This window comes from Streptomyces sp. NPDC018029 (genome assembly GCF_044327655.1).
Lineage (GTDB): Bacteria > Actinomycetota > Actinomycetes > Streptomycetales > Streptomycetaceae > Streptomyces.
The window spans coordinates 41,472-62,886 of record NZ_JBIRFV010000011.1 but is presented as its reverse complement, the minus strand read 5'-3'; the positions used below and the strand labels follow the sequence as shown (position 1 = coordinate 62,886).

Annotated in this window: 16 protein-coding genes; 12 read left to right on the top strand and 4 right to left on the bottom strand. The window is 73.3% G+C overall.

The genetic code is table 11. From position 1 onward, the window contains the following. Positions 1-481 precede the first annotated feature (481 nt). The 3 genes from ACH4D5_RS30355 (at position 482) to ACH4D5_RS30345 (ending at position 3,747) form a co-directional block, all read left to right on the top strand. The gene (locus tag ACH4D5_RS30355) at positions 482-1,330 is read left to right on the top strand and encodes a GNAT family N-acetyltransferase (protein WP_362994109.1); all 849 of its coding nucleotides are present in this window, start codon (positions 482-484) and stop codon (positions 1,328-1,330) included. Positions 1,331-1,423: 93 nt separating this feature from the next. Continuing rightward, a complete protein-coding gene (locus ACH4D5_RS30350; protein WP_398308573.1) occupies positions 1,424-1,966 on the top strand; it encodes a GNAT family N-acetyltransferase in 543 nt (180 codons plus the stop codon). 86 nt (positions 1,967-2,052) lie between these two features. Then, complete coding sequence (locus ACH4D5_RS30345; protein WP_398308571.1) at positions 2,053-3,747, top strand: proline--tRNA ligase; 1,695 nt, start codon at positions 2,053-2,055, stop codon at positions 3,745-3,747. A gap of 57 nt (positions 3,748-3,804) precedes the next feature. Here ACH4D5_RS30345 and ACH4D5_RS30340 read toward each other — a convergent pair whose 3' ends face one another. The 3 genes from ACH4D5_RS30340 to ACH4D5_RS30330 are packed head-to-tail and all read right to left on the bottom strand — an operon-like array spanning position 3,805 to position 5,774. Further along, a complete protein-coding gene (locus ACH4D5_RS30340; protein WP_398308569.1) occupies positions 3,805-4,713 on the bottom strand; it encodes an aminoglycoside phosphotransferase family protein in 909 nt (302 codons plus the stop codon). A gap of 27 nt (positions 4,714-4,740) precedes the next feature. Next, positions 4,741-5,223 (bottom strand): ferritin-like domain-containing protein, encoded by a 483-nt coding sequence (locus tag ACH4D5_RS30335; protein ID WP_398308567.1) that lies wholly within the window; start codon positions 5,221-5,223, stop codon positions 4,741-4,743. Next, the gene (locus ACH4D5_RS30330) at positions 5,220-5,774 is read right to left on the bottom strand and encodes a hypothetical protein (RefSeq protein WP_398308565.1); all 555 of its coding nucleotides are present in this window, start codon (positions 5,772-5,774) and stop codon (positions 5,220-5,222) included. The genes ACH4D5_RS30335 and ACH4D5_RS30330 overlap by 4 nt, the downstream gene beginning before the upstream one ends. 267 nt (positions 5,775-6,041) lie before the next feature. Here ACH4D5_RS30330 and rimP point away from each other — a divergent pair, with 267 nt between their 5' ends. From rimP to ACH4D5_RS30285, 9 genes are all read left to right on the top strand, one after another. Continuing rightward, complete coding sequence (gene rimP / locus ACH4D5_RS30325) at positions 6,042-6,539, top strand: ribosome maturation factor RimP (RefSeq protein ID WP_398308563.1); 498 nt, start codon at positions 6,042-6,044, stop codon at positions 6,537-6,539. A gap of 2 nt (positions 6,540-6,541) precedes the next feature. Beyond that, on the top strand, positions 6,542-7,540 hold the full coding sequence (gene nusA, locus ACH4D5_RS30320) for a transcription termination factor NusA (RefSeq protein ID WP_398308561.1): 999 nt from the start codon (positions 6,542-6,544) through the stop codon (positions 7,538-7,540). A 133-nt stretch (positions 7,541-7,673) separates the two neighbouring features. Beyond that, the gene (locus tag ACH4D5_RS30315; RefSeq protein WP_398308559.1) at positions 7,674-7,964 is read left to right on the top strand and encodes a YlxR family protein; all 291 of its coding nucleotides are present in this window, start codon (positions 7,674-7,676) and stop codon (positions 7,962-7,964) included. A gap of 146 nt (positions 7,965-8,110) precedes the next feature. Continuing rightward, positions 8,111-11,254, top strand: coding sequence for a translation initiation factor IF-2 (infB, locus tag ACH4D5_RS30310; RefSeq protein ID WP_398308557.1), 3,144 nt, complete (start codon positions 8,111-8,113; stop codon positions 11,252-11,254). 140 nt (positions 11,255-11,394) lie between these two features. Then, positions 11,395-11,688, top strand: a complete 294-nt coding sequence (locus ACH4D5_RS30305; protein ID WP_398308555.1) for a DUF503 domain-containing protein — start codon at positions 11,395-11,397, stop codon at positions 11,686-11,688. A gap of 50 nt (positions 11,689-11,738) precedes the next feature. Then, positions 11,739-12,215, top strand: coding sequence for a 30S ribosome-binding factor RbfA (gene rbfA, locus ACH4D5_RS30300; protein ID WP_398308553.1), 477 nt, complete (start codon positions 11,739-11,741; stop codon positions 12,213-12,215). Next, positions 12,212-13,120, top strand: a complete 909-nt coding sequence (truB, locus tag ACH4D5_RS30295) for a tRNA pseudouridine(55) synthase TruB (RefSeq protein WP_398308551.1) — start codon at positions 12,212-12,214, stop codon at positions 13,118-13,120. The genes rbfA and truB overlap by 4 nt, the downstream gene beginning before the upstream one ends. 274 nt (positions 13,121-13,394) lie before the next feature. Beyond that, a complete protein-coding gene (locus tag ACH4D5_RS30290; protein WP_398308549.1) occupies positions 13,395-16,916 on the top strand; it encodes a trypsin-like peptidase domain-containing protein in 3,522 nt (1,173 codons plus the stop codon). 141 nt (positions 16,917-17,057) lie between these two features. Next, positions 17,058-18,011 carry a bifunctional riboflavin kinase/FAD synthetase gene (locus tag ACH4D5_RS30285; protein WP_398308547.1) on the top strand — a complete coding sequence of 318 codons (954 nt, stop codon included), beginning with the start codon at positions 17,058-17,060 and terminating at the stop codon, positions 18,009-18,011. On the opposite strand, the gene ACH4D5_RS30280 is transcribed toward ACH4D5_RS30285, so the two are convergent. After that, the gene (locus tag ACH4D5_RS30280; protein ID WP_398308545.1) at positions 18,008-21,406 is read right to left on the bottom strand and encodes a tetratricopeptide repeat protein; all 3,399 of its coding nucleotides are present in this window, start codon (positions 21,404-21,406) and stop codon (positions 18,008-18,010) included. The two genes, ACH4D5_RS30285 and ACH4D5_RS30280, sit on opposite strands and share 4 nt — an antisense overlap. Positions 21,407-21,415 lie beyond the last annotated feature (9 nt).

Sequence of the window (21,415 nt, the reverse complement as noted above, 5' to 3'; positions counted from 1 at the left end):
CGGGGCAAACGGGTGGGCGGGTGGGCAGACCCCGCCGCGAAGCGGCGGGAAGGCGCTCGCCCCCACCGGGGGGAAGCCGAAGGACGACCTCGGCCGCGAAGCGGCGGGAAGGCGCTCGCCCCACCGGGGGAAGCCGAGGGACGACCCCGCCGTGAAGCGGCGGGAAGGCGCCCGCCGCTCGGGGGCAGCCATAGGCCGAACCGTGTCGTGAAGCGGCGGCAAGGCGTCCTGCTCCCCGGGGGGGGCAAGGTGCGTCTCCCGCCGCGAAGCGGCCAGCAAACGCCCGCCCCCACCCCACCCGGGGCAGCCAAGAGCCGCCCCCCGGCCCCCCGCCGCGCAGCGGCGAAAGCGCCCCCGCCCCGCCCAGGGGCAGTCGCCCGGCGGGCAGGAAGTCGTGGGGGACAAAAGGCACCCCCCGCACAAGGCGCCCCCGCCAGGTACAGTGCGGAGATCAGCAGACCGTATGGTGAGGCCCCCGCACGTGTTGACTCAGACCACTACCCGGGTCCTCGAACCGAGTGACCTCGACGCCGCGCTCGCCGTGCTCGACCGCGAGCCGGTCGCGAACGCCTTCGTGACCGCTCGCGTCCAGGTGGCCGGCCTCGACCCCTGGCGTCTCGGCGGCGAGATGTGGGGCTGGTACGAGCACGGCATGCTGGAGTCCCTCTGCTACGCGGGCGCCAACCTCGTCCCCATCTGCGCGACCCCCCGAGCCGTACGAGGCTTCGCCGACCGGGCCCGCAGGGCGGGCCGCCGCTGCTCGTCCATCGTCGGCCCCGCCGCCTCCACGGCCCAGCTGTGGCGGCTCCTGGAGCCGTCCTGGGGCCCCGCCCGCGAGGTCCGCGCCCAGCAGCCCCTGATGGTCACCGACCGGCTCCCGGACGACGTCGTCCCCGATCCGTACGTCCGTCGCGTCCGAAAGGACGAGATGGACACGATCATGCCGGCGTGCATCGCCATGTTCACCGAGGAGGTCGGGGTCTCGCCGATGGCGGGCGACGGCGGGCTCCTCTATCAGGCCCGGGTCGCCGAACTGGTCGGCTCGGGCCGTTCGTTCGCCCGCCTCGACCGGGACGGCAAGGTCGTCTTCAAGGCGGAGATCGGCGCCGCCACGGCGAAGGCCTGCCAGATCCAGGGCGTGTGGGTGGCCCCCGAGTACCGCGGCCGCGGCCTCGCCGCCCCCGGCATGGCGGCCGTCCTGCGCTACGCCCTCGCGGACGTCGCCCCCGTCGCCAGCCTCTACGTGAACGACTTCAACACCGCCGCCAGGTCGGCGTACCGAAGGGTGGGCTTCCGGGAGGTCGGGGCGTTCATGAGTGTCCTGTTCTGACATCAGTGTCCGCGCGATCCGGCACGAGCGTCCCCGCGATCCGGCACGAGCGTCCTGTTCTGAACGCGACCCTCGCAAAGTAGGGTCGGCCCCATGACAGACGATGTCGTGATCGCTCCGATCGACCTCGCCGCGCGCGTGGACGACGCCCTGCGCGTCCAGGCCGACGCCTTCGGACTGAGCGAGGACGAGGTGGCCGTGCGGCGCCAGATCGTCCTGCGGCACCTCACGTATCCCCGCGCCCGCGCGTTCGGCGCGACGACCCCCGACGACCGGCTCGTCGGCTTCGTCTACGGCATGCCCAACAGCCGCGGCCACTGGTGGTCGACGGTCGTCGAGCCGTACCTGCGCAGCCAGAACCTGGACGGCTGGCTGGACGACTCCTTCGTCATCACCGAGCTGCACGTGCACCCCGGCCACCAGAACCGCGGCATCGGGCGCGCGCTCATCACCACCATCACCGAAGGCGTTTCCGAGCCCCGCTCGATCCTCTCCGCGATCGACGTGGAGAGCCCCGCCCGGGGCCTGTACCGCTCCCTCGGTTACACCGATCTGGCGCGCCGCGTCCTGTTCCCCAGCGCCCCCAAGCCGTACGCCGTGATGGGTGCCCCGCTGCCCCTGCCGAAACGGGTCTGAGCCGTAACCGATTTCCGCCCGCACCCGGCCCCCGGCTAACCTCCTGAGACCACCCTTACGCAGCAGGTACGCAGCAGGAGTTCTCCATGGCCCAGGTCCAGCGCATGTCCCGTTTGATGGCGAAGACCCTGCGCGACGACCCCGCGGACGCCGAGGTGCTGAGCCACAAACTCCTCGTCCGCGCCGGTTACGTGCGCCGCACCGCCGCCGGCGTCTGGTCCTGGCTGCCGCTCGGCAAGAAGGTCCTCGCCAACGTCGAGCGCGTCGTCCGCGAGGAGATGGACGCCATGGGCGGCCAGGAGGTCTCGCTGCCCGCCCTGCTGCCCAAGGAGCCGTACGAGGCGACGGGCCGCTGGACCGAGTACGGCGCGGAGCTGTTCCGGCTCAACGACCGCAAGGGCGGCGACTACCTCCTCGGCCCCACCCACGAGGAGATCTTCACCCTCCTGGTCAAGGACCAGTGCACGTCCTACAAGGACCTGCCCGTGATCCTCTACCAGATCCAGACCAAGTACCGCGACGAGGCCCGCCCCCGCGCCGGCATCCTCCGCGGCCGCGAGTTCCTCATGAAGGACTCCTACTCCTTCGACCTGGAGGACGAGGGCCTCGCCCAGTCGTACGCGCTGCACCGCGCCGCGTACCAGAAGATCTTCCAGCGCCTCGGCCTCGACTACCGCATCTGCGCCGCCACCGCCGGCGCCATGGGCGGCTCGAAGTCCGAGGAGTTCCTCGCCCCGGCCGCGGCCGGCGAGGACACCTTCGCCGACTGCCCGAACTGCGACTACGCGGCCAACACCGAGGCCGTCTCCTTCGCCCTGAAGCCGGTCGACGCGGCCGGCGTGCCCGCCGCCGAGGACATCCCCACCCCCGACACCCCGACCATCGAGACGCTCGCCGCGCACCTCGGCGTCCCTGCGTCGGCCACCCTCAAGAACCTCCTCGTGAAGGTCGACGGCGAGATCGTCGCCGTCGGTGTCCCCGGCGACCGCGAGGTCGACATGGACAAGGTCGAGGCGCACTTCGCGCCCGCCGCGGTGGAGCTGGTGACGGCCGAGGACTTCGCGGACCGCGACGATCTCGTACGCGGTTACGTCGGCCCGCAGGGCCTGGAGAAGGTCCAGTACGTCGCCGACCCGCGCGTGGCCCCCGGCACCGCCTGGATCACCGGCGCCAACAAGGACGGCGTGCACGCCAAGAACGTCGTCGCCGGCCGCGACTTCGAGGTCGACGCGTACGTCGACGTCGTGGTCGTCCAGGAGGGCGACCCGTGCCCGAACTGCGGCACCGGCCTCAAGCTGGACCGCGCCATCGAGATCGGCCACATCTTCCAGCTCGGCCGCAAGTACGCCGACGCCTTCCAGCTCGACGTCCTCGGCCAGAACGGCAAGCCGGTCCGCGTGACCATGGGCTCGTACGGCATCGGCGTCTCGCGCGCCGTCGCCGCCCTCGCCGAGCAGCACGCCGACGACAAGGGCCTGATCTGGCCGGAGGAGATCGCCCCGGCCGACGTCCACGTCGTCGCCGCGGGCAAGGCGCTCCAGACCGAGCTGGCCCTGGAGGTCTCCGACAAGCTGGCCGCGGCCGGTGTCCGGGTCCTCGTCGACGACCGGCCCGGCGTCTCGCCGGGCGTGAAGTTCACCGACTCCGAGCTGATGGGCGTGCCGAAGATCCTGGTCGCGGGCCGCCGCTCCGCCGACGGCGTCCTCGAGCTCAAGGACCGCCGCACCGGCGAGCGCGAGGAGCTCACGGTCGACGAGGCGATCGCCCGCCTGACGGCCTGACGGGACACGGAGAGGGCGCACCCCGACCGGGGTGCGCCCTCTCGCGTACCGCTACCGCTACAGCCAGCCCGCGAACTCCAGCAACAGCTCCGCGTCCTGCGGCCGCCCCACCCGCAGCGCCCGCACCCCGGACTCCACCGCCCGGAACAGCGTCCAGCCCCGCAGCCGCTCCTGGTCGACCTCCAGGGACTCGGCGAGCTTCTTCACGCGCCGCCGCGTGATCGAGGCGCCCGACGGCGACGCGATCAGGTCCTCCACGCGGTCACGGACGAGCCGCGCCAGATCGAAGGCCGGATCCCCGACCACCGGGTCGGGACCCACCGCCAGCCACGGCAGCCGGTCCCCGGCGAGCACCTTGCTCTGCCGGAAGGTGCCGTGCAGCAGCCGCGGCGCCACGCCCCCGGACTCCCCGGCGAGCAGCTCGTCGCGGGCCGCGAGCGCCGCGTCGACCAGCGGCGCCACGTCCGCGTCGGCGGCCGCCGAGGCGCGCATCGCGTCGGCCTGCCGCCCCGTCCGCTCGGCGACCGTCTCGAAGCGGTGCCCGGCGGGCGGTTCCACCCACAGCCGCCGCAGCGTCCCCGCGGCCTCCAGGAGCGCCTTCGCCTCGGGCAGCGACCGCACGGACACGTCACGGTGCAGCCGCTCCAGGAGCAGCGCACCGTCCGAGAACTCCGGGTCGAGCAGCCGCGCGGCGCCGAGTCCGCCCCAGTGGGCGAGCGCGGCCCGCTCGCTCTCCGGCCGCGACCGCGGCGGCACGAGCTTCAGCACGGCGGGCGTGCCGTCGGCCCGCCGCACCAGCAGCACGAGGCTGCTGCGGCCACCGGGAAGGTGCGTCCGCTCGACGGTCAACTCGCGTAGAGCGACGGACTGTTCGACTGCCTCGGGCAGCTTCTCCAGCCAGTCGTCGCCGTCCTGCGCCGTCTCGCCGAGAGCTGTGACGAGGCGCTGCGGCGGTTCGAGAGCCATGCGCGAGTTGTTCCCTTCCTGAACGCGTTACGCCTTGGGAGTCGCCGGTGCGGACGACGGTGTCGACCGCTCGGCGAGCCCAGGGAAGGCTACGCTCCCGGCCCGCCACCGCGCCGCACGGACCGCCGCCTCCCGCAGCGCACGGGCCGCGGTGCCGCGCCGGGTGCCCGTCGACGCGCGTACGAGATCGGAGTAGACGCCCGCGACCCGGTCCTCAAGCTCCGTGGCGAGCCGGGCGGCCGCCGCGGCGTCCGGCACCGGGAACGGCAGCGAGTACGCCGCGTCCGCGGACTGCGGCTCGCCGCCCAGGTCGCGCACCGCGCGCTGCAGCTCGTCGCGCCGGGCGCGGTGCGCGTCGTACGCCGTGCGCGCCTCGGGCCTGCGCTTGTCGCCGATCCGGCCGCCGACGACCCCGTAGCCGTACACCGCCGCGTGCTCGGCGCCGAGAGCGGCCTGCAGGGCCTTCAGCTCCTCGTCCTTCGACCCCTTGGGGTCCTTCGCGTCGCTCACTTGTCGCCCTCCCGCTCGGTCAGCAGATACGCGTGGGCCGCGCCGGCGGCCGCCACCGAGGCGAGCAGCCTGCCCTCCTCGGCCGGGGCGTCCAGCAGAGCCTGGCCCCGGCGGTCGGCCAGCTCGCGCTCGGCCTTGGCGAGAGCGCGTACGGCGTCCCCGGGGTCGGCGGGCACGGACGGCGAAGGACCGGCGGGGGCGGACGGCGACGGGGCCGCGGACCCGGAGGCCGTGGCGGCCGGGGTGGACGGGGCGCGGCCGGCCGCGAAGGCGTCGGCGTGCTGCTTCACCTCGGACCGCAGCGGCGCGAGCCGTCCGGCGAGCGAGGGATGCGCCGCGAGCACGGCGTCGTACCGCCCGAGGAGCTCCCTGCTGTCCTTCGCGGCCGCGGCGCGCAGCCGCCGGGCGGCGGACGACTCCTCGGTGTCGGAGCCTGCGGAGTCCGTGCAGCCCGCGAGCAGCGCCGCGGAAGCGACGCCGGCGGCCCCGGTGAGCAGACTCCTTCGGCGCGGGCCCGGGCGGGACCGCGGGGCGGTGAGATACGACGGCACGGCAGACGTCCTCGGAAGGAAGGCCAAAAGGCGCGAGCGAGAGGGGGAGAGAAGGGAACAGGAAGGGAACAGAGGGCGGAGCGACGGGCACGGACTTTGTGATCACCGTACCTTCGGACCGGCCCCGCGCCCGCGAGCGGCTCGGGACGGAGCGGCGCATCGTCCGCTCCGTGGGCCGCAACACCCCTCGGGACCGGATACCCTTTGACCTGACACGCAGACTTGCAACGCACCCACAACAGCACACGCGGCCGAGGAGTCACCCGGATGAGCACCACCCAGAGCGAGAGGCTGCGGCAACTACTGGAACCGCTCGTCACCTCGCAGGACCTGGATCTCGAAGAGATCGAAGTGGCCTCCGTCGGACGCAAGCGGGTGCTGAGAGTCGTCATCGACTCCGAGAGCGGCGTGGACCTGGACCAGATCGCGGAAGTGAGCCGCCTGCTCTCCGCGAAGCTCGACGAGAGCGACGCCATGGGCGAGGGGGAGTACGACCTGGAGGTCGGTTCCCCCGGCGCCGAGCGGGCCCTGACCGAGCACCGTCACTATGTGCGCGCCGTGGACCGCCTGGTGAAGTTCCAGCTGACCGAGGGCGGCGAGCTGACCGCCCGCATCCTCACCGTGGACGACGAGGGCCTCGACCTCGAAGTGCCCGGCGTGAAGGGCCGCAAGCCCACGTCGCGCCGGATCGCCTTCGACGAGATCGACAAGGCGCGTGTGCAGGTCGAGTTCAACCGCAAGGACAAGAAGGAAGAGGAGGCGTAGCCGTGGACATCGACATGAGTGCCCTGCGGGGTCTGGTCCGGGAGAAGGAGATCTCCTTCGACCTCCTCGTCGAGGCGATCGAGTCGGCCCTCCTCATCGCCTACCACCGCACCGAAGGCAGTTTCCGCCGCGCACGGGTGAAGCTGGACCGGGAGACCGGCCACGTGACGGTGTGGGCGACGGAGGACCCGGCGGACCTCGAAGAGGGCCAGGAGCCCAAGGAGTTCGACGACACCCCGTCCGACTTCGGCCGCATCGCCGCGACCACGGCGAAGCAGGTCATCCTGCAGCGCCTGCGCGACGCCCAGGACGACGTGACCCTCGGTGAGTACGCGGGCCGTGAGGGCGACATCGTCACCGGTGTCGTCCAGCAGGGCCGCGACCCGAAGAACGTCCTTGTGGACATCGGCAAGCTGGAGGCCATCCTGCCGGTGCAGGAGCAGGTGCCCGGCGAGGAGTACCCCCACGGGATGCGCCTGCGGAGCTACGTCGTCCGGGTGGCGAAGGGCGTCCGCGGCCCGTCCGTGACGCTGTCGCGCACCCACCCGAACCTGGTGAAGAAGCTCTTCGCGCTGGAGGTCCCGGAGATCGCCGACGGTTCCGTCGAGATCACCGCCATCGCCCGCGAGGCCGGTCACCGCACCAAGATCGCGGTCCGCTCGACGCGCTCGGGGCTCAACGCCAAGGGTGCCTGCATCGGCCCCATGGGCAGCCGCGTGCGCAACGTGATGGGCGAGCTCAACGGCGAGAAGATCGACATCGTCGACTGGTCCGACGACCCGGCGGAGATGGTCGCCCACGCGCTCTCCCCGGCCCGCGTCAGCAAGGTCGAGGTCGTCGACCTCGGCGCCCGCTCGGCCCGGGTGACCGTGCCGGACTACCAGCTGTCGCTCGCGATCGGCAAGGAGGGGCAGAACGCCCGCCTGGCCGCCCGCCTCACGGGCTGGCGCATCGACATCAGGCCGGACACGGAGCAGCCCGACGACCGGGACGACCGGTAGCGGACCAGCGGCGGAAGCCGTCGCGGGAATAAATTCCGGGCGGCCACCGCTTCGATCACGACAGTATGTGGCGAGTAGCCGTTCGATTCTTGCCCCGAAGGGGTGAGGTCGGTGCGGGGAGGTAGACTTAAGCGTGTCTGGCCGGACGCATGCCCGCGCACGCCCTGAGCGCACCTGTGTGGGGTGCCGGGAGCGAGCGGCCAAGAGCGATCTGCTGCGCATCGTGGCGAAAGAGGGCGTCTGCGCCCCCGATCCTCGCGGTACGCTGCCCGGCCGGGGTGCGTATGTACACCCCGCCCTGGTCTGTCTGGACCTGGCGGTCCGCCGCCGGGCGCTTCCGAGGGCCTTTCGAGCCCAGGGACCGCTCGACACGGAGGCCTTGCGCCGGGCTGTCGAGGCAGTTGCCGAGCAGGCAACACCGTAAGACGTGGTCGCACGGAACCCCGTGCGGCCTTGGTATTCCGCGAGTTGGAAGTAGGTCGAGATTGCGATGAGCACTCGATGAGCACGCGATGAGTACGCCCATGAAGTAGCGACGGTCCGGCGTAACCCGGACCTAAAAGGAGCGAAGTGGCTAAGGTCCGGGTATACGAACTCGCCAAGGAGTTCGGGGTAGAGAGCAAGGTCGTCATGGCCAAGCTCACAGAACTCGGTGAATTCGTACGTTCGGCGTCCTCGACGATCGAGGCGCCCGTAGTACGCAAACTGACTGACGCATTCCAGCAGGGCGGCGGCAACGGCAAGTCCGCCGCCAAGCCCGGCGCGCCGCGCAAGCAGGCCGCCCCCAAGCCGCCGGCCCCCTCGGGCCCGGCGACCCCCTCTCCCGCGCAGGCCGCCCGTCCGGGTCCGGCCGCGCCCAAGCCGCCGGCGCCCAAGCCCGCCGCGGCCGAGAAGCCCGCGGCTTCGCCGGCGACCCCGGGCCCGCGCCCGACGCCGGGACCGAAGCCGCCGGCCCCCAAGCCCGCGCCGGCCTCGCCGGCTCCGGCCGCCCCGGAGTTCACCGCTCCGCCGGCCGCCCCGGCTGCTCCGGCCGCCCCCGCGGCCCCGCAGAGCCCCCGTCCGGCCGCCCGCCCGGGTGCCCCGAAGCCCGGTGGCCGTCCGGCCCCCGGTCAGGGCCAGGGTCAGGGTCAGGGCCGTGGCGACCGCACTGAGCGCGGCGACCGCGGTGACCGTCAGGGCGCCCCGCGTCCCGGCGGCCAGGGCGGTGCCCCGCGTCCCGGTGGTGCCCGTCCCGCGGGTCCGCGTCCGGGCAACAACCCCTTCACCTCCGGCGGCTCCACCGGCATGGCGCGCCCGCAGGCGCCCCGTCCCGGCGGCGCCCCGCGTCCCGGCGGCCAGGGCGGCCCCGGCGGCGCCCCGCGCCCGCAGGGCCAGGGCGGCCCCGGTGGCGCTCCCCGTCCGCAGGGTCAGGGCGGTGCCCGTCCGACTCCGGGCGGCATGCCCCGTCCGCAGGCTCCGCGTCCCGGCGGCGCCCCCGGCGGCGGTCCCGCCGGTAACCGTCCGAACCCGGGCATGATGCCGCAGCGTCCCGCTGCCGGCCCGCGCCCCGGCGGTGGCCCCGGCGGCGGTCGTGGTCCCGGCGGCGGCGGTCGTCCGGGCGGCGGCGGTCGTCCCGGTGGCGGCGGCTTCGCGGGCCGTCCGGCCGGTCCCGGTGGTGGCGGCGGCGGTTTCGCCGGTCGTCCCGGCGGTCCCGGTGGCGGCGGTGCCGGTCGTCCCGGTGGCGGCGGCGGCTTCGGCGGCCGTCCCGGCTTCGGTGGCCGTCCCGGTGGTCCGGGTGGCCGCGGTGGCACGCAGGGCGCCTTCGGCCGTCCCGGCGGTCCCGCGCGTCGCGGTCGCAAGTCGAAGCGGCAGAGGCGCCAGGAGTACGAGGCCATGCAGGCCCCGTCGGTCGGCGGCGTGATGCTGCCTCGCGGCAACGGCGAGACCGTTCGCCTGTCGCGCGGTGCCTCCCTCACCGACTTCGCCGAGAAGATCAACGCCAACCCGGCGTCGCTCGTCGCGGTGATGATGAACCTCGGCGAGATGGTCACGGCCACGCAGTCCGTCTCTGACGAGACGCTGCAGCTCCTCGGCGACGAGATGAACTACACGGTTCAGATCGTCAGCCCCGAGGAGGAGGACCGCGAGCTGCTCGAGTCGTTCGACATCGAGTTCGGCGAGGACGAGGGCGGCGAAGAGGCCCTCATCGCCCGTCCGCCGGTAGTGACCGTCATGGGTCACGTCGACCACGGAAAGACCCGCCTCCTCGACGCCATCCGCAAGACGAACGTCGTCGCGGGCGAGGCCGGTGGCATCACCCAGCACATCGGTGCCTACCAGGTCGCGACCGAGGTCAACGGCGAAGAGCGCGCCATCACCTTCATCGACACCCCCGGTCACGAGGCGTTCACCGCCATGCGTGCCCGTGGTGCGAAGTCCACCGACATCGCGATCCTCGTGGTCGCGGCGAACGACGGTGTGATGCCGCAGACGATCGAGGCGCTGAACCACGCCAAGGCGGCCGACGTGCCGATCGTGGTCGCGGTCAACAAGATCGACGTCGAGGGTGCCGACCCGACCAAGGTGCGCGGTCAGCTCACCGAGTTCGGTCTGGTGGCCGAGGAGTACGGCGGCGACACGATGTTCGTCGACATCTCCGCGCGCCAGGGCCTCAACATCGAGCAGCTGCTCGAGGCCGTGGTCCTGACCGCGGACGCCTCGCTCGACCTGCGGGCCAACCCGGAGCAGGACGCGCAGGGTATTGCCATCGAGGCCCACCTCGACAAGGGCCGCGGCGCCGTCGCGACCGTCCTCGTCCAGCGCGGTACCCTCCGCGTCGGCGACACGATGGTCGCCGGTGACGCCTACGGCCGAGTCCGCGCGATGCTCGACGACAAGGGCGAGAACGTGGAAGAGGCGGGTCCGTCGACCCCGGTCCTCGTCCTCGGTCTCACCAACGTCCCGGGCGCCGGCGACAACTTCCTGGTCGTCGACGAGGACCGTACGGCCCGTCAGATCGCCGAGAAGCGTGCCGCCCGTGAGCGCAACGCCGCGTTCGCCAAGCGCGTGCGCCGTGTCTCGCTCGAGGACCTGGACAAGGTGCTCAAGGCCGGCGAGATCCAGCAGCTCAACCTCATCATCAAGGGTGACGCTTCCGGTTCCGTCGAGGCTCTCGAGTCCTCCCTGCTCCAGCTGGACGTCGGCGAAGAGGTCGACATCCGGGTCCTGCACCGCGGTGTGGGTGCGGTCACCGAGTCGGACATCGACCTGGCGATGGGCTCCGACGCCATCGTCATCGGCTTCAACGTCCGTGCGGCAGGCCGTGCCGCGCAGATGGCGGAGCGCGAGGGCGTCGACGTCCGCTACTACTCGGTGATCTACCAGGCCATCGAGGAGATCGAGGCGGCCCTCAAGGGCATGCTCAAGCCGGAGTACGAGGAGGTCGAGCTCGGCACCGCGGAGATCCGCGAGGTCTTCCGCTCGTCCAAGCTCGGCAACATCGCGGGTGTTCTCATCCGCTCCGGCGAGGTCAAGCGCAACACCAAGGCCCGCCTGCTGCGCGATGGCAAGGTCATCGCGGAGAACCTCAACATCGAGGGCCTGCGCCGCTTCAAGGACGACGTCACCGAGATCCGCGAAGGCTTCGAGGGCGGTATCAACCTCGGAAACTTCAACGACATCAAGATCGACGACGTCATCGCGACGTACGAGATGCGCGAGAAGCCGCGCGGCTGATCACGACAGCTCGAACCGGGGCCGGTCGAGGGGAGGTAAATCCCGTCGATCGGCCCCGGCCGTTCCGTGTACGGTTCTTGTGTCCCTGCCAAGCGGTTGGCGGGGCGCCGAACCCGTACCGGCGGGACATCCGGACACACATGTATGTGGGGACTCTGTCCTTCGACCTGCTCCTCGGCGACGTACATTCGCTGAAGGAGAAACGCTCCGTCGTCCGTCCGATCGTCGCCGAACTCCAGCGCAAGTACGCGGTGAGCGCGGCGGAGGTCGGCGGTCAGAATCTGCACCGGCGGGCCGAGATCGGCCTCGCTGTGGTGTCGGGCGACTGGGCTCATCTCACGGACGTACTGGACCGGTGCGAACGCCTCGTCGCCGCCCGGCCCGAAGTGGAGCTGCTGTCGGTCCGGCGGCGGCTGCACGGCGACGACGATTGAACACAGCAAGACAAGCCCAGGGAATGCCCGGGGATAAGGGAGACGGAGCAGTGGCCGACAACGCGCGGGCGAAAAGGCTGGCGGACCTCATTCGAGAGGTGGTTGCTCAGAAGCTGCAGCGCGGGATCAAGGACCCGCGGCTCGGAACGCACGTGACGATCACGGACACCCGGGTGACCGGCGACCTGCGGGAGGCTACGGTCTTCTACACGGTCTACGGGGACGACGAGGACCGTGCGGCGGCCGCCGCGGGCCTGGAGAGCGCCAAGGGCGTGCTCCGGTCGGCGGTCGGACAGGCCGCCGGCGTGAAGTTCACGCCGACCCTGTCCTTTGTCGCCGACGCCCTGCCGGACAACGCGCGAGCCATCGAGGACCTCCTCGACAAGGCGCGCATGTCGGACGAGAAGGTGCGGGAGGTCTCCGCGGGCGCCGAGTTCGCGGGCGACGCCGACCCGTACAAGAAGCCCGAGTCCGACGAGGACACGGACGGCACCGCAGACGAGACGGACGGCGACGCCCGCGCATGAGCAAGAGCAGCACCACAACGCCGGACGGCCTTGTCATCGTCGACAAGCCGTCCGGCTTCACTTCGCACGACGTGGTGGCCAAGATGCGCGGGATCGCCAAGACCCGCCGCGTCGGACACGCGGGCACCCTCGACCCGATGGCGACGGGTGTGCTCGTGCTCGGCGTGGAGCGCGCCACCAAGCTCCTCGGCCACCTGGCGCTGACCGAGAAGGAGTACCTGGGCACCATCCGCCTCGGGCAGAACACGATCACCGACGACGCCGAGGGCGAGATCACCTCGTCCGCCGACGCCTCGAAGGTCACCCGTGCGGCCATCGACGAGGGTGTCGCCAAGCTGTCCGGCGACATCATGCAGGTGCCGTCGAAGGTCAGCGCCATCAAGATCGACGGCAAGCGGTCGTACGCCCGTGCCCGCAAGGGCGAGGACTTCGAGATCCCGGCCAGGCCCGTGACGATCTCCGCCTTCACGGTCTACGACATCCGTGACGCCGTCGCCGAGGACGGCACGCCCGTCCTCGACCTGGTCGTCTCGGTCGTCTGCTCCTCGGGGACGTACATCAGGGCGATCGCCCGCGACCTCGGCGCCGACCTCGGCGTCGGCGGCCACCTGACCGCGCTGCGCCGCACCCGCGTCGGCCCCTACAAGCTGGACGCGGCCAAGACCCTCGACCAGCTCCAGGAGGAGCTGACCGTGATGCCCGTGGCCGAGGCCGCGGGGCGGGCCTTCCCGCGCTGGGACGTGGACGAGAAGCGCGGCCGGCTGCTGCTCAACGGCGTCCGCATCGACATGCCCGAGGAGTACGCGGGGGTGGGCGCCGTCGCCGTCTTCGACCCGGAGGGCCGCTTCCTGGTCCTTGCGGAGGAGTCGCGGGGCAAGGCCAAGAGCCTGGCCGTCTTCGCCTGACAGCCTTCTCGTCCGGTGGGCGTGCGACCCTGACGGCCTCCTCGTCCGGTGGCCTTCCCGCCCGACGACATTGTGGAGCGGCGGACCCTGGTCCGCCGCTCCACCATTCCCCCCACTAGTGGTGTTTCCATCACCACCCGCCGATTCACCCCTTCGGGCAGGCGCTCGGAGTGAACCGGGGGGTCGGAAGGGGGCGCGTTCGCGCGGCCTTCTGTCCCGCTGATCACTCCCGACCTACGGTCGGGAGAACGGGGCACGGTGGGGAGGTTGGAGCATGGCGGGACGCGGCGGAGGAGGGCTCTCGGCTCCGGCGCCGGACCGGTCCGTGGTGCGGGTGTGCGATCTCGCCGGGCGCCCGCGCGGCATGGGCTTCGCGGCCGACGAGCACGGCACGGTCGTCACCAGCCACGAGGCGGTCGACGGACTCGCCCGGATCGTCCTGCACGGGCCGGACGAGCGGACCTGCGTGGTCCCCGCCGAGGCCGTGGTGGCCCTGCCCGAAGCCGACCTCGCACTCATCCGCACGGAAGGGCTCGGGCTGCGGCCCCTCCCGGTCACCACGCGGAACCGCGTGCCGAGCGGAACATACGTGCGGATCACCGCGCGCGGCTGGCGCGAGGCACGCGTCCTCGGCACCTCGGCCGTCACCTACACGGCGACGGACCGCTTCCACCTGGTCGGCGCCGCCCTGGAGCTCGCGATCGGCACGGACGGCGCCGACGCGCTGCGGCTCGGCGGCGGGGCCGCGGGCGGACCCGTCGTGGACGCCTCGTCCGGCGCCGTGCTCGCCGTCCTCGGGACCGCCCTGCTGCCCCAGGCCGCAGGGCCCGCCGCGCCGCCCGGCCAGGACATCTGGACGCCCCGCCCGGCGGGCTTCGCGGTGGCGCTGCGGGACGCGGCGGCCGCCGACCCGGGCGGACCGCTCGCCGAGCTCCTCGCGCGCAACGCCGCGACCGTGCCCGCGTACGGCGAAGACCTCAACCTCGCGGGCGCGCTGCACCTGACCGCCACATCGGCGGGCTCCGACGGCCCGCACGCCGCCCTTCCGCACACCGCCCCTCTCGAACCGGTCGAACGGCCCGACACCGCACGGGAGTTCACCGCCTTCACCGCGGGCCCCGCGCGGGTGCTCGGCCTCGTCGGCGACCCCGGCACGGGACGCACCACGGAGCTGGCCGCGCTCGCGGCGCGCCGGGCCAGGGGCGCCGAGCCCGCCCCCACGCTGTGGCTGCGCGGCGCCGACCTGCTCGGCATGGACGCCTCCGTGGGCGACGCGGTGGAGCGGGCGCTGGACCGCGCGGGGCGAATCCTGGCGGCGGCGGAGGAGGAGTCCGCGGACCGGGACCTCGGAGACATCTCGGCCCACCGCGTGGCCCGGCTCGTGCGGGACGCGGGACGGCCGCTGCTCCTGCTGCTCGACGGCCCCGAGGAGATGCCGCCCGTGCTCGCCCACCGCCTCGCGGAGTGGAGCGACGGCACGGCCCGGTGGCTGCGGGACACCGGCGCCCGCCTCGTCATCGCCTGCCGTGCGGAGTACTGGGAGCAGGCCGGCGCGCACTTCGGTGCGGTGTCGCACCCGGCGGGGGACGGCGCGGGGCTCCCCGGCTGCGTACACCTCGGCGATCTGCCGGAGCCGCAGGCCCGCCGGGCCCGCGCGCGGTACGGCATCCCCGACGGCGCGATGGCCGACGCCGACGCGCGGCACCCGCTGGCGCTGCGGCTGCTCGCCGAGGTGCGGGCCGCCCGGCCGGACGCGCCGCCGCCCGGCACCCCGGACCGGGAAGACATCTTCGGCGCCTATCTCGACCTGGTGTGCTTGCGGATCGCGGTGCGGCTCGCGGCGCCGAAAGGGCTGCGCGGGACCGCCGTGCGGCGCCTCGCGGCGACGGTGTCCGGCCAGGTCCACGAGGCGGCACGGCGCTGTCTCGGACCCGGCCAGGGACAGCTGGACAGGGCCTCCTTCGAAGCGGTGTTCCCGTGGGGAGCGCTGCCGGGCCGGGGGAGCGGGGCCTGCACGGGGTGGGCGTCGGCGGTGCTCACCGAGGGACTGCTCGTGCCGGCAGGGCCGGGCTACCGCTTCGCGCACGAGGAGGTGGCCGACTGGCTCCAGGGAATGCACCTCGACGTCGACGGGGCGCTGGCCTCACTGGTCCACCGGCACCGGGACGCGGCACGGAACCCGTCCGTTCCCGAACAGCGACGGCGCGACCCGTCCCGCCCGGCGCCCGTGCCGGTGCCACGGCACCGCATCGGCCCGGTGATCCAGTCGCTGCTGTCGCTGGGCCGGCAGCGGGGCGCCGCCGAACTGGCCTCACGGCTCGTCGAGTTGGCGGATGCGCTGGCGGATTTCGACGTCTCCGGGGCGGCCGGGTCCGAGGACGCCGCGTGGTGGGCCCGCCGACTGCTCGCGGAGGTGCTGCTGCGGGTCCGCGACGCGTCCCCGTACCTCGCGGTGCTCGAACCCCTCGCCGACCGGGGGGAGTTCGGGACCGCCTTCTGGCTGCGGCTGCCGCTGGGCCGGGCCGACCGGTTCGCACTGCTGCGGCGGCTCGTCGTGCGCGACGGACCACCGGGGGCCCCGGACCGCTGCCTCGACGCCGTCGCCGAACTGCTCACCGCCGACCCCGTGGGCGTACAGCCGCAGCTCGCCCAGTGGTTCGCCGACGAGCGGCCGCTGGCCGCCGCGCCCGACGCCACCGTCGCCTCCGCCGCACAGGCGCTGCTCCACACCCACCGGCACCGCGCCATCGACGACCTCACGGAGACCCTGGTCGACCGCGCCCACGCCCGCGCCGACGAGCTGCTCGCCGCGCTCGCCGAGGAGGAGCCCTCGGCCGTCTGCCGCGCGGTCGGCCGCTGGGCCCACGACGAGCGCCCCGCCCGGCGCGTCGCCGCCGCCACCTACGGCCTGCGCGCCGCCCCGCACACCACCACCGACACGGACCGCGCGCTCCTGCGGCACGCCGCCGCCGCGCTGCTCGCCCGCCCCGCCGACGACACTCTGCACGGCCCGGCGCTCGCCCTCCTCGTCCGCGACCCGCAGACCCGCTCCCAGCACCTGCACCAGGCCCTGCGGCGCTTCGCCGCCGCGGACCCGCAGCTGCCCGCGAGCGCCCTGGCCACCGCCCTGCCCACCCACCCCGACCCCGTCCTCGACGCCTTCCGCGCCCGCCTGCACGCGCAGGGCCCGGCCGCCGACGACGTCCTGTGCGCCCTCGCCGACGTGACCACGCCCGCCCTCGCGCGCCGCGTCGCCACCCTCGTCCACGACCTCCTGGAGGCCCGCCCCGAGGCGGCCGGGCTCGCCGCCGCGTACATCGACCGGCGCCTCGAACACGGCCCGGCCGTGCGCGGCGTCCTCTTCCCGCTGGTCGCCGGGCTGCTGCACAGCAAGCCCGTGCAGGTGCGGGCCGCCCTCGCGCCCGTCCTCGCCGCCCCGGGCACCGCCGCGTCACGCGGACTGCGCGGCGAGCTGCTCGACGTACTGCTCAGCCAGGAGCGGGACGCCGCGGTCCTGGAGAGCGTCCTGCGGTCGGTGGCGCGTGGCGCAGGGGAGCGCGGCGAGGACCGCCCCCGCGAGCTCGTGCGGCGCGTCGGACTGCTGCTCGTGCGCACCCCGGAGGGCGCGGCCCGCTTCGACCGGCGCCTGGTCGAACTGGCTCGCGGGTGCCCCGGTTTCGCCGCGCTGGTCGCCGGTTGGATCGAGGCCGCCCCGCAGGAGTGGGCCGCACTGGTCGGCCCGAGCGCCCACCGCACGATCGAGAACCTCACGGGCGGCATCCGCGTCCTCGCCTAGAAGGGCCCGGACAGAGTGACCCCCGCCACTCCCTCCGGTGCGAGCCGGGACCCGTCGGCATGGCAGTCTTAGACCTGCGCAATCGGCAATGGGAACGTACAGATGTATGTGACGTATACGGGTTCGGCGAGGAGCAAAGAAGTGCAGCGCTGGCGTGGCTTGGAGGACATCCCCCAGGACTGGGGGCGCAGCGTCGTCACCATCGGTTCCTACGACGGCGTGCACCGCGGTCACCAGCTGATCATCGGGCGCGCCGTGGAGCACGCGCGTGAGCTCGGCGTGCCCGCCGTGGTCGTCACCTTCGACCCGCACCCCAGCGAGGTCGTGCGCCCCGGCAGCCACCCGCCGCTGCTCGCCCCGCACCACCGGCGCGCCGAGCTGATGGCCGAGCTGGGCGTGGACGCGCTGCTGATCCTCCCCTTCACCACCGAGTTCTCGAAGCTGTCGCCCGCCGACTTCGTGGTCAAGGTCCTCGTCGACAAGCTGCACGCGCGCGTGGTCGTCGAGGGCCCCAACTTCCGCTTCGGCCACAAGGCCGCGGGCAATGTCGACTTCCTGGCCGAGCTCGGCCGGACGTACGACTACGAAGTCGATGTCATCGACCTGTACGTGAGCGGCGAGGCGGGTGGCGGCGAGCCGTTCTCCTCGACGCTGACCCGGCGCCTGATCGCCGAGGGGGACGTGACGGGGGCCGCGGAGATCCTCGGCCGCCCGCACCGCGTCGAGGGCGTCGTCGTGCGCGGCGCCCAGCGCGGCCGCGAGCTGGGCTTCCCCACCGCCAACGTGGAGACGCTGCCCCACACCGCCATCCCCGCCGACGGCGTCTACGCCGGATGGCTGCACGTCGAGGGCGAGGCCATGCCCGCGGCGATCTCCGTGGGCACGAATCCGCAGTTCGACGGCACGGAGCGGACCGTCGAGGCGTACGCGATCGACCGCGTCGGCCTCGACCTGTACGGGTTGCACGTGGCCGTGGAGTTTCTGGCCTTCGTGCGCGGCCAGGCCAAGTTCGACTCGGTCGACTCGCTGCTCGTCGCCATCGCGGACGACGTGAAGCGGTGCCGCGAACTGGTCGAGGCGGCACGGAACGCCTAGCCGCGCGGGCCCGGTGTTCCGGGCCCCGGTTTCTCCCGTCGGCCCGCCGACTGCCGGAGTGCCTCCGCCTCCCTGATACGTTCCGTGCAGGAGCCCGGGTCCTCGCGGTCCAGCTCGCGGTACAGGGCCAGCGCGGCGTCGCACGCCTCTCGGGCCGCTGCCGGACGGCTCAGGGCGATGAGGGTTTCGGCGTGATACTCGTGCGCCGCGGCGCGCTCGGCCCTCAGTTCGTCCCTCAGCTCCTCGGGCAGCCCGGCCAGGACGGCGACTGATTCGGCGGCCGCCTGTTCCTCGTCCTTCGGTCGCTCGGCCAGTGACATGAAATGGGCCTGATTGGCCAGGGCGGCCAGCAGGCCCACGCAGTCCGCGCGGTTCTCGCGGTGGACGGTGCGGAACACCCGCGCTGCCTTGATGTTCACCCGGTAGGCGACCGATGCGCACGACGCGTGGACCAAGGCCCGGGTCTGTACGAGGAAGGACTCCCCGAGCAGCGACAGATGCTCTCGCCCGTCCTCGGCCACGAGCCCGCGCGCCACTCCGGTGGCCTCGTCCGCCGCCTCGACGGCCTCCGACGGCGAACCGGCCTTGAGACGGAGGTCGGCAAGTGCGTGCAGTGCGTGCACGAGGTGCACCCTCGACCGCGGCTGCCCCGAGCGGGCGAGCCGCCGTCTGATCGACACCTCTTCCCGTGCGTCCTCCAGCGCGCCGACGAGATCGCCCAGGTCGACGAGGACCCGCGCCCTGTTGCGCAACGTCGAGGAAAGTTCCTCCAGGTACGCGTCCGGATGGTCCTGCGCGGCCGTCCGGCGGACGCGCAGGGATTCGTCGGCGGTCTCCATCGCTGCCGCGAGGTCACCGGCTTCCTGGAGGCGCAGCGTGAGCGTATTGAGCGACCTGGCCAGATCGGGCAGCAAAGTGGCGTCGGCGGCGGCGAGTTCGCGTCGCATGTCGACCGACCTGTGGGCGGCCGCGAGCGCCGCCTCGTCGTCGCCCGTTTCGGCGAGGTGCTGGGAGAGGTTGTTCAGCACCGCCCCCAGCGCGGGCCGCACGGCCCACTGGTCCTTGCCTCCCGCCACCTGAAACGTCACGAGCCGGGCGACGCTCTGCCGTCCGTCGCGCACGGCTTCTTCCACCCGCCCGAGCCTGCCCAGTGCTGCCGCCCGGTCGTACAGCAGCAGTCCCCGGAGCAGAGCTTCGTCGACGCCCCCCACGCCTCCGGCGTCTTCGGTGTCGAGCAGCCGCAGCCCGGACGTCGCGGCCTCCAGTGCCTCCTCGAAGCGGTGCGCCGCGAGTTGCCGCCCGGCCAGATTGTGCAGGGAGCCCGCCCGTACCCGGTGCGGGTGGGCGGCCGTCGGCTCGGGCTCGACCTGCAGGAGCTTCTCGTGCAGGCGGACGCTCCATGACGACAGCGCCCGTGTGAGGGGCGGGATCCTCGCCGCCAGGTCGAGCAGCCGGTCCGGCGGCAGCAGTTCCTCGACGAGGATCTGGTCGAGCGCCGCGATCAGGATCCCTGGTTCCGCGCTGCGCGTCCCCGCCGCCACCAGCAGGGGCGCCAAGCGTGCCGGGTCGGAGCGGACGGCGGTGCGCAGGACGTCCGCCAGGGGCTCCGACTCGGTCTGCGCCGCGGCCCGGCTCATGACGAGGAGTGCGTTCACCGTCTCCCAGGCGTCGAGCACCGGCAGCAGGCGCAGCAGGATCTCCGGCTCGGCGGCCACCCGCCTGCCCACGAGGAACTCGCCCAGGGGGTCGGGTTGGAGGGGGCCCCACTGCCACGACGTGCCGCCGTCGGCGGAGTCGGGGCGGGGGTAGAGCTCGTGGAGCCAGTCCGCCACCGCCCGTCGCACCGACTCCGGCTGGTCGCCGACGCGCGGCACCCGGGCGAGCATCGCGTGGGCGCGCGGACCCGGCACCGGGCCCACGAGCGTGGCCGTGACCACCGCGTTGCGCAGCGCGGCGTCGCCGAGGGCGGCGAGCGGGGCGCGCCGCGAGGTCTCCCGCCAGTACGCCGACTCGTGGCCGAGGAGCGCCTCTTGGGCGCTCCGTACCGGGACCCGGGCGCTCGGCGCCAGCACGCTCGCGAGCGCCGCCATGTGGATGTCGAGGACGGTCCGGTGCGGGCGCGGGGGCATGCCGGGCAGCTCGGGGGACGCGTCGCCCGGTGCCTCCGCCGACACGGCGAGGCCCAGCGCCGCCGCTCCCCTGGTCAGGTCCTCCACCGCCGTACGGAAGATCTCGTCCTCCGCCACGCCCAGCGACACCGTGTCCAGGATCGACCAGCGCCGGATCTGTGCCGTCATGTCGGCCGCTTCCGCCCCGCCGAGAGAGCGCAGTTCTTCCCACCACTGGCCGACGGCTCGTGCGACGAGCAGGACCCTGAACGGAACCCCGCTCATGCGTCGGCCGAGGTGGTGGAGGAGCTTTCCCACCTCCTCCACCCGGCTCTCGGCGTAGTCGATCACGAGCAGGACGGGGGCCGTCGTCGCGGCGAGCAGGCGGTGCTGGTCGACTCCACTGCCCCGCCTCAGGTGCACCACCGCGTACCGGGACGCGGCGAGCCGGTGGCCGAGCTCGCGGGCGAGGCGTGTCTTTCCGGCGCCGCCGGCCCCGGTGAGCAGCGCCATCGACAGGTCGTCGGGTGCGGTGCTCCACGCCACCATCTCGTCGAGGAGTTCACGGCGGCCGGTGAACCGAACGGTCTCCGCCCTGGGGTGGAGCAGTGTGGCGACGGATCGCGGTACGAGCGGTTCGACGGATTCGGCGTGGTCGGCGAACTCGGCGGGTTCGAGGTGGACGGTCGCGCCCGTGTGCCGGCGCACCAGTTCGCGGAACGCCTCGTCCGCGAAGAGCACATAGCTGGGGACTGCCTCGATCCTGCTGTGCGGCCAGCCCGGCAGGTCGGCGACGGCGACGCCCACCAGCGTGCCCGCACACCACACGGCGCCGCCCGACAGGCCGGCCCAGGGGGAGGCCTGCGCGGACCCCAGCGGGGGAGTGCCGGTCAGGTTCAGTACGTAGCGGTCGGACTCGACGGCCTCCATGGGGTCGAGCACGCCGATGAACGACGTGGACCCCACGTTCCCCGCACGCCCCGAATGACCCGTGTACCCCCGGACCGACGTGTCCGTCGGGTCCCGCGTCACCAACCGGCCCCAGCGCACGGGTGCGAGGCCGTGCGCCAGATCCTGACCGGCCAGCAACAGGGCCGTGTCGTAAGGCCCGTCGGAGCGCGACCAGACCACTCGGCAGGGGACGGGTCCGCTGCCGGGCACCTGCACCGTCGCCTCCGTGCGGTCCCCCAGGACGTGCTGCGCGGTGAGGACGAGGCGTGGCGCGAGCAGGTGGCCCGACCCCTGCCCCGCCGCACGCACCACAGCGGTCCGGTGTGTCTCCTGCACGTCGGGCGG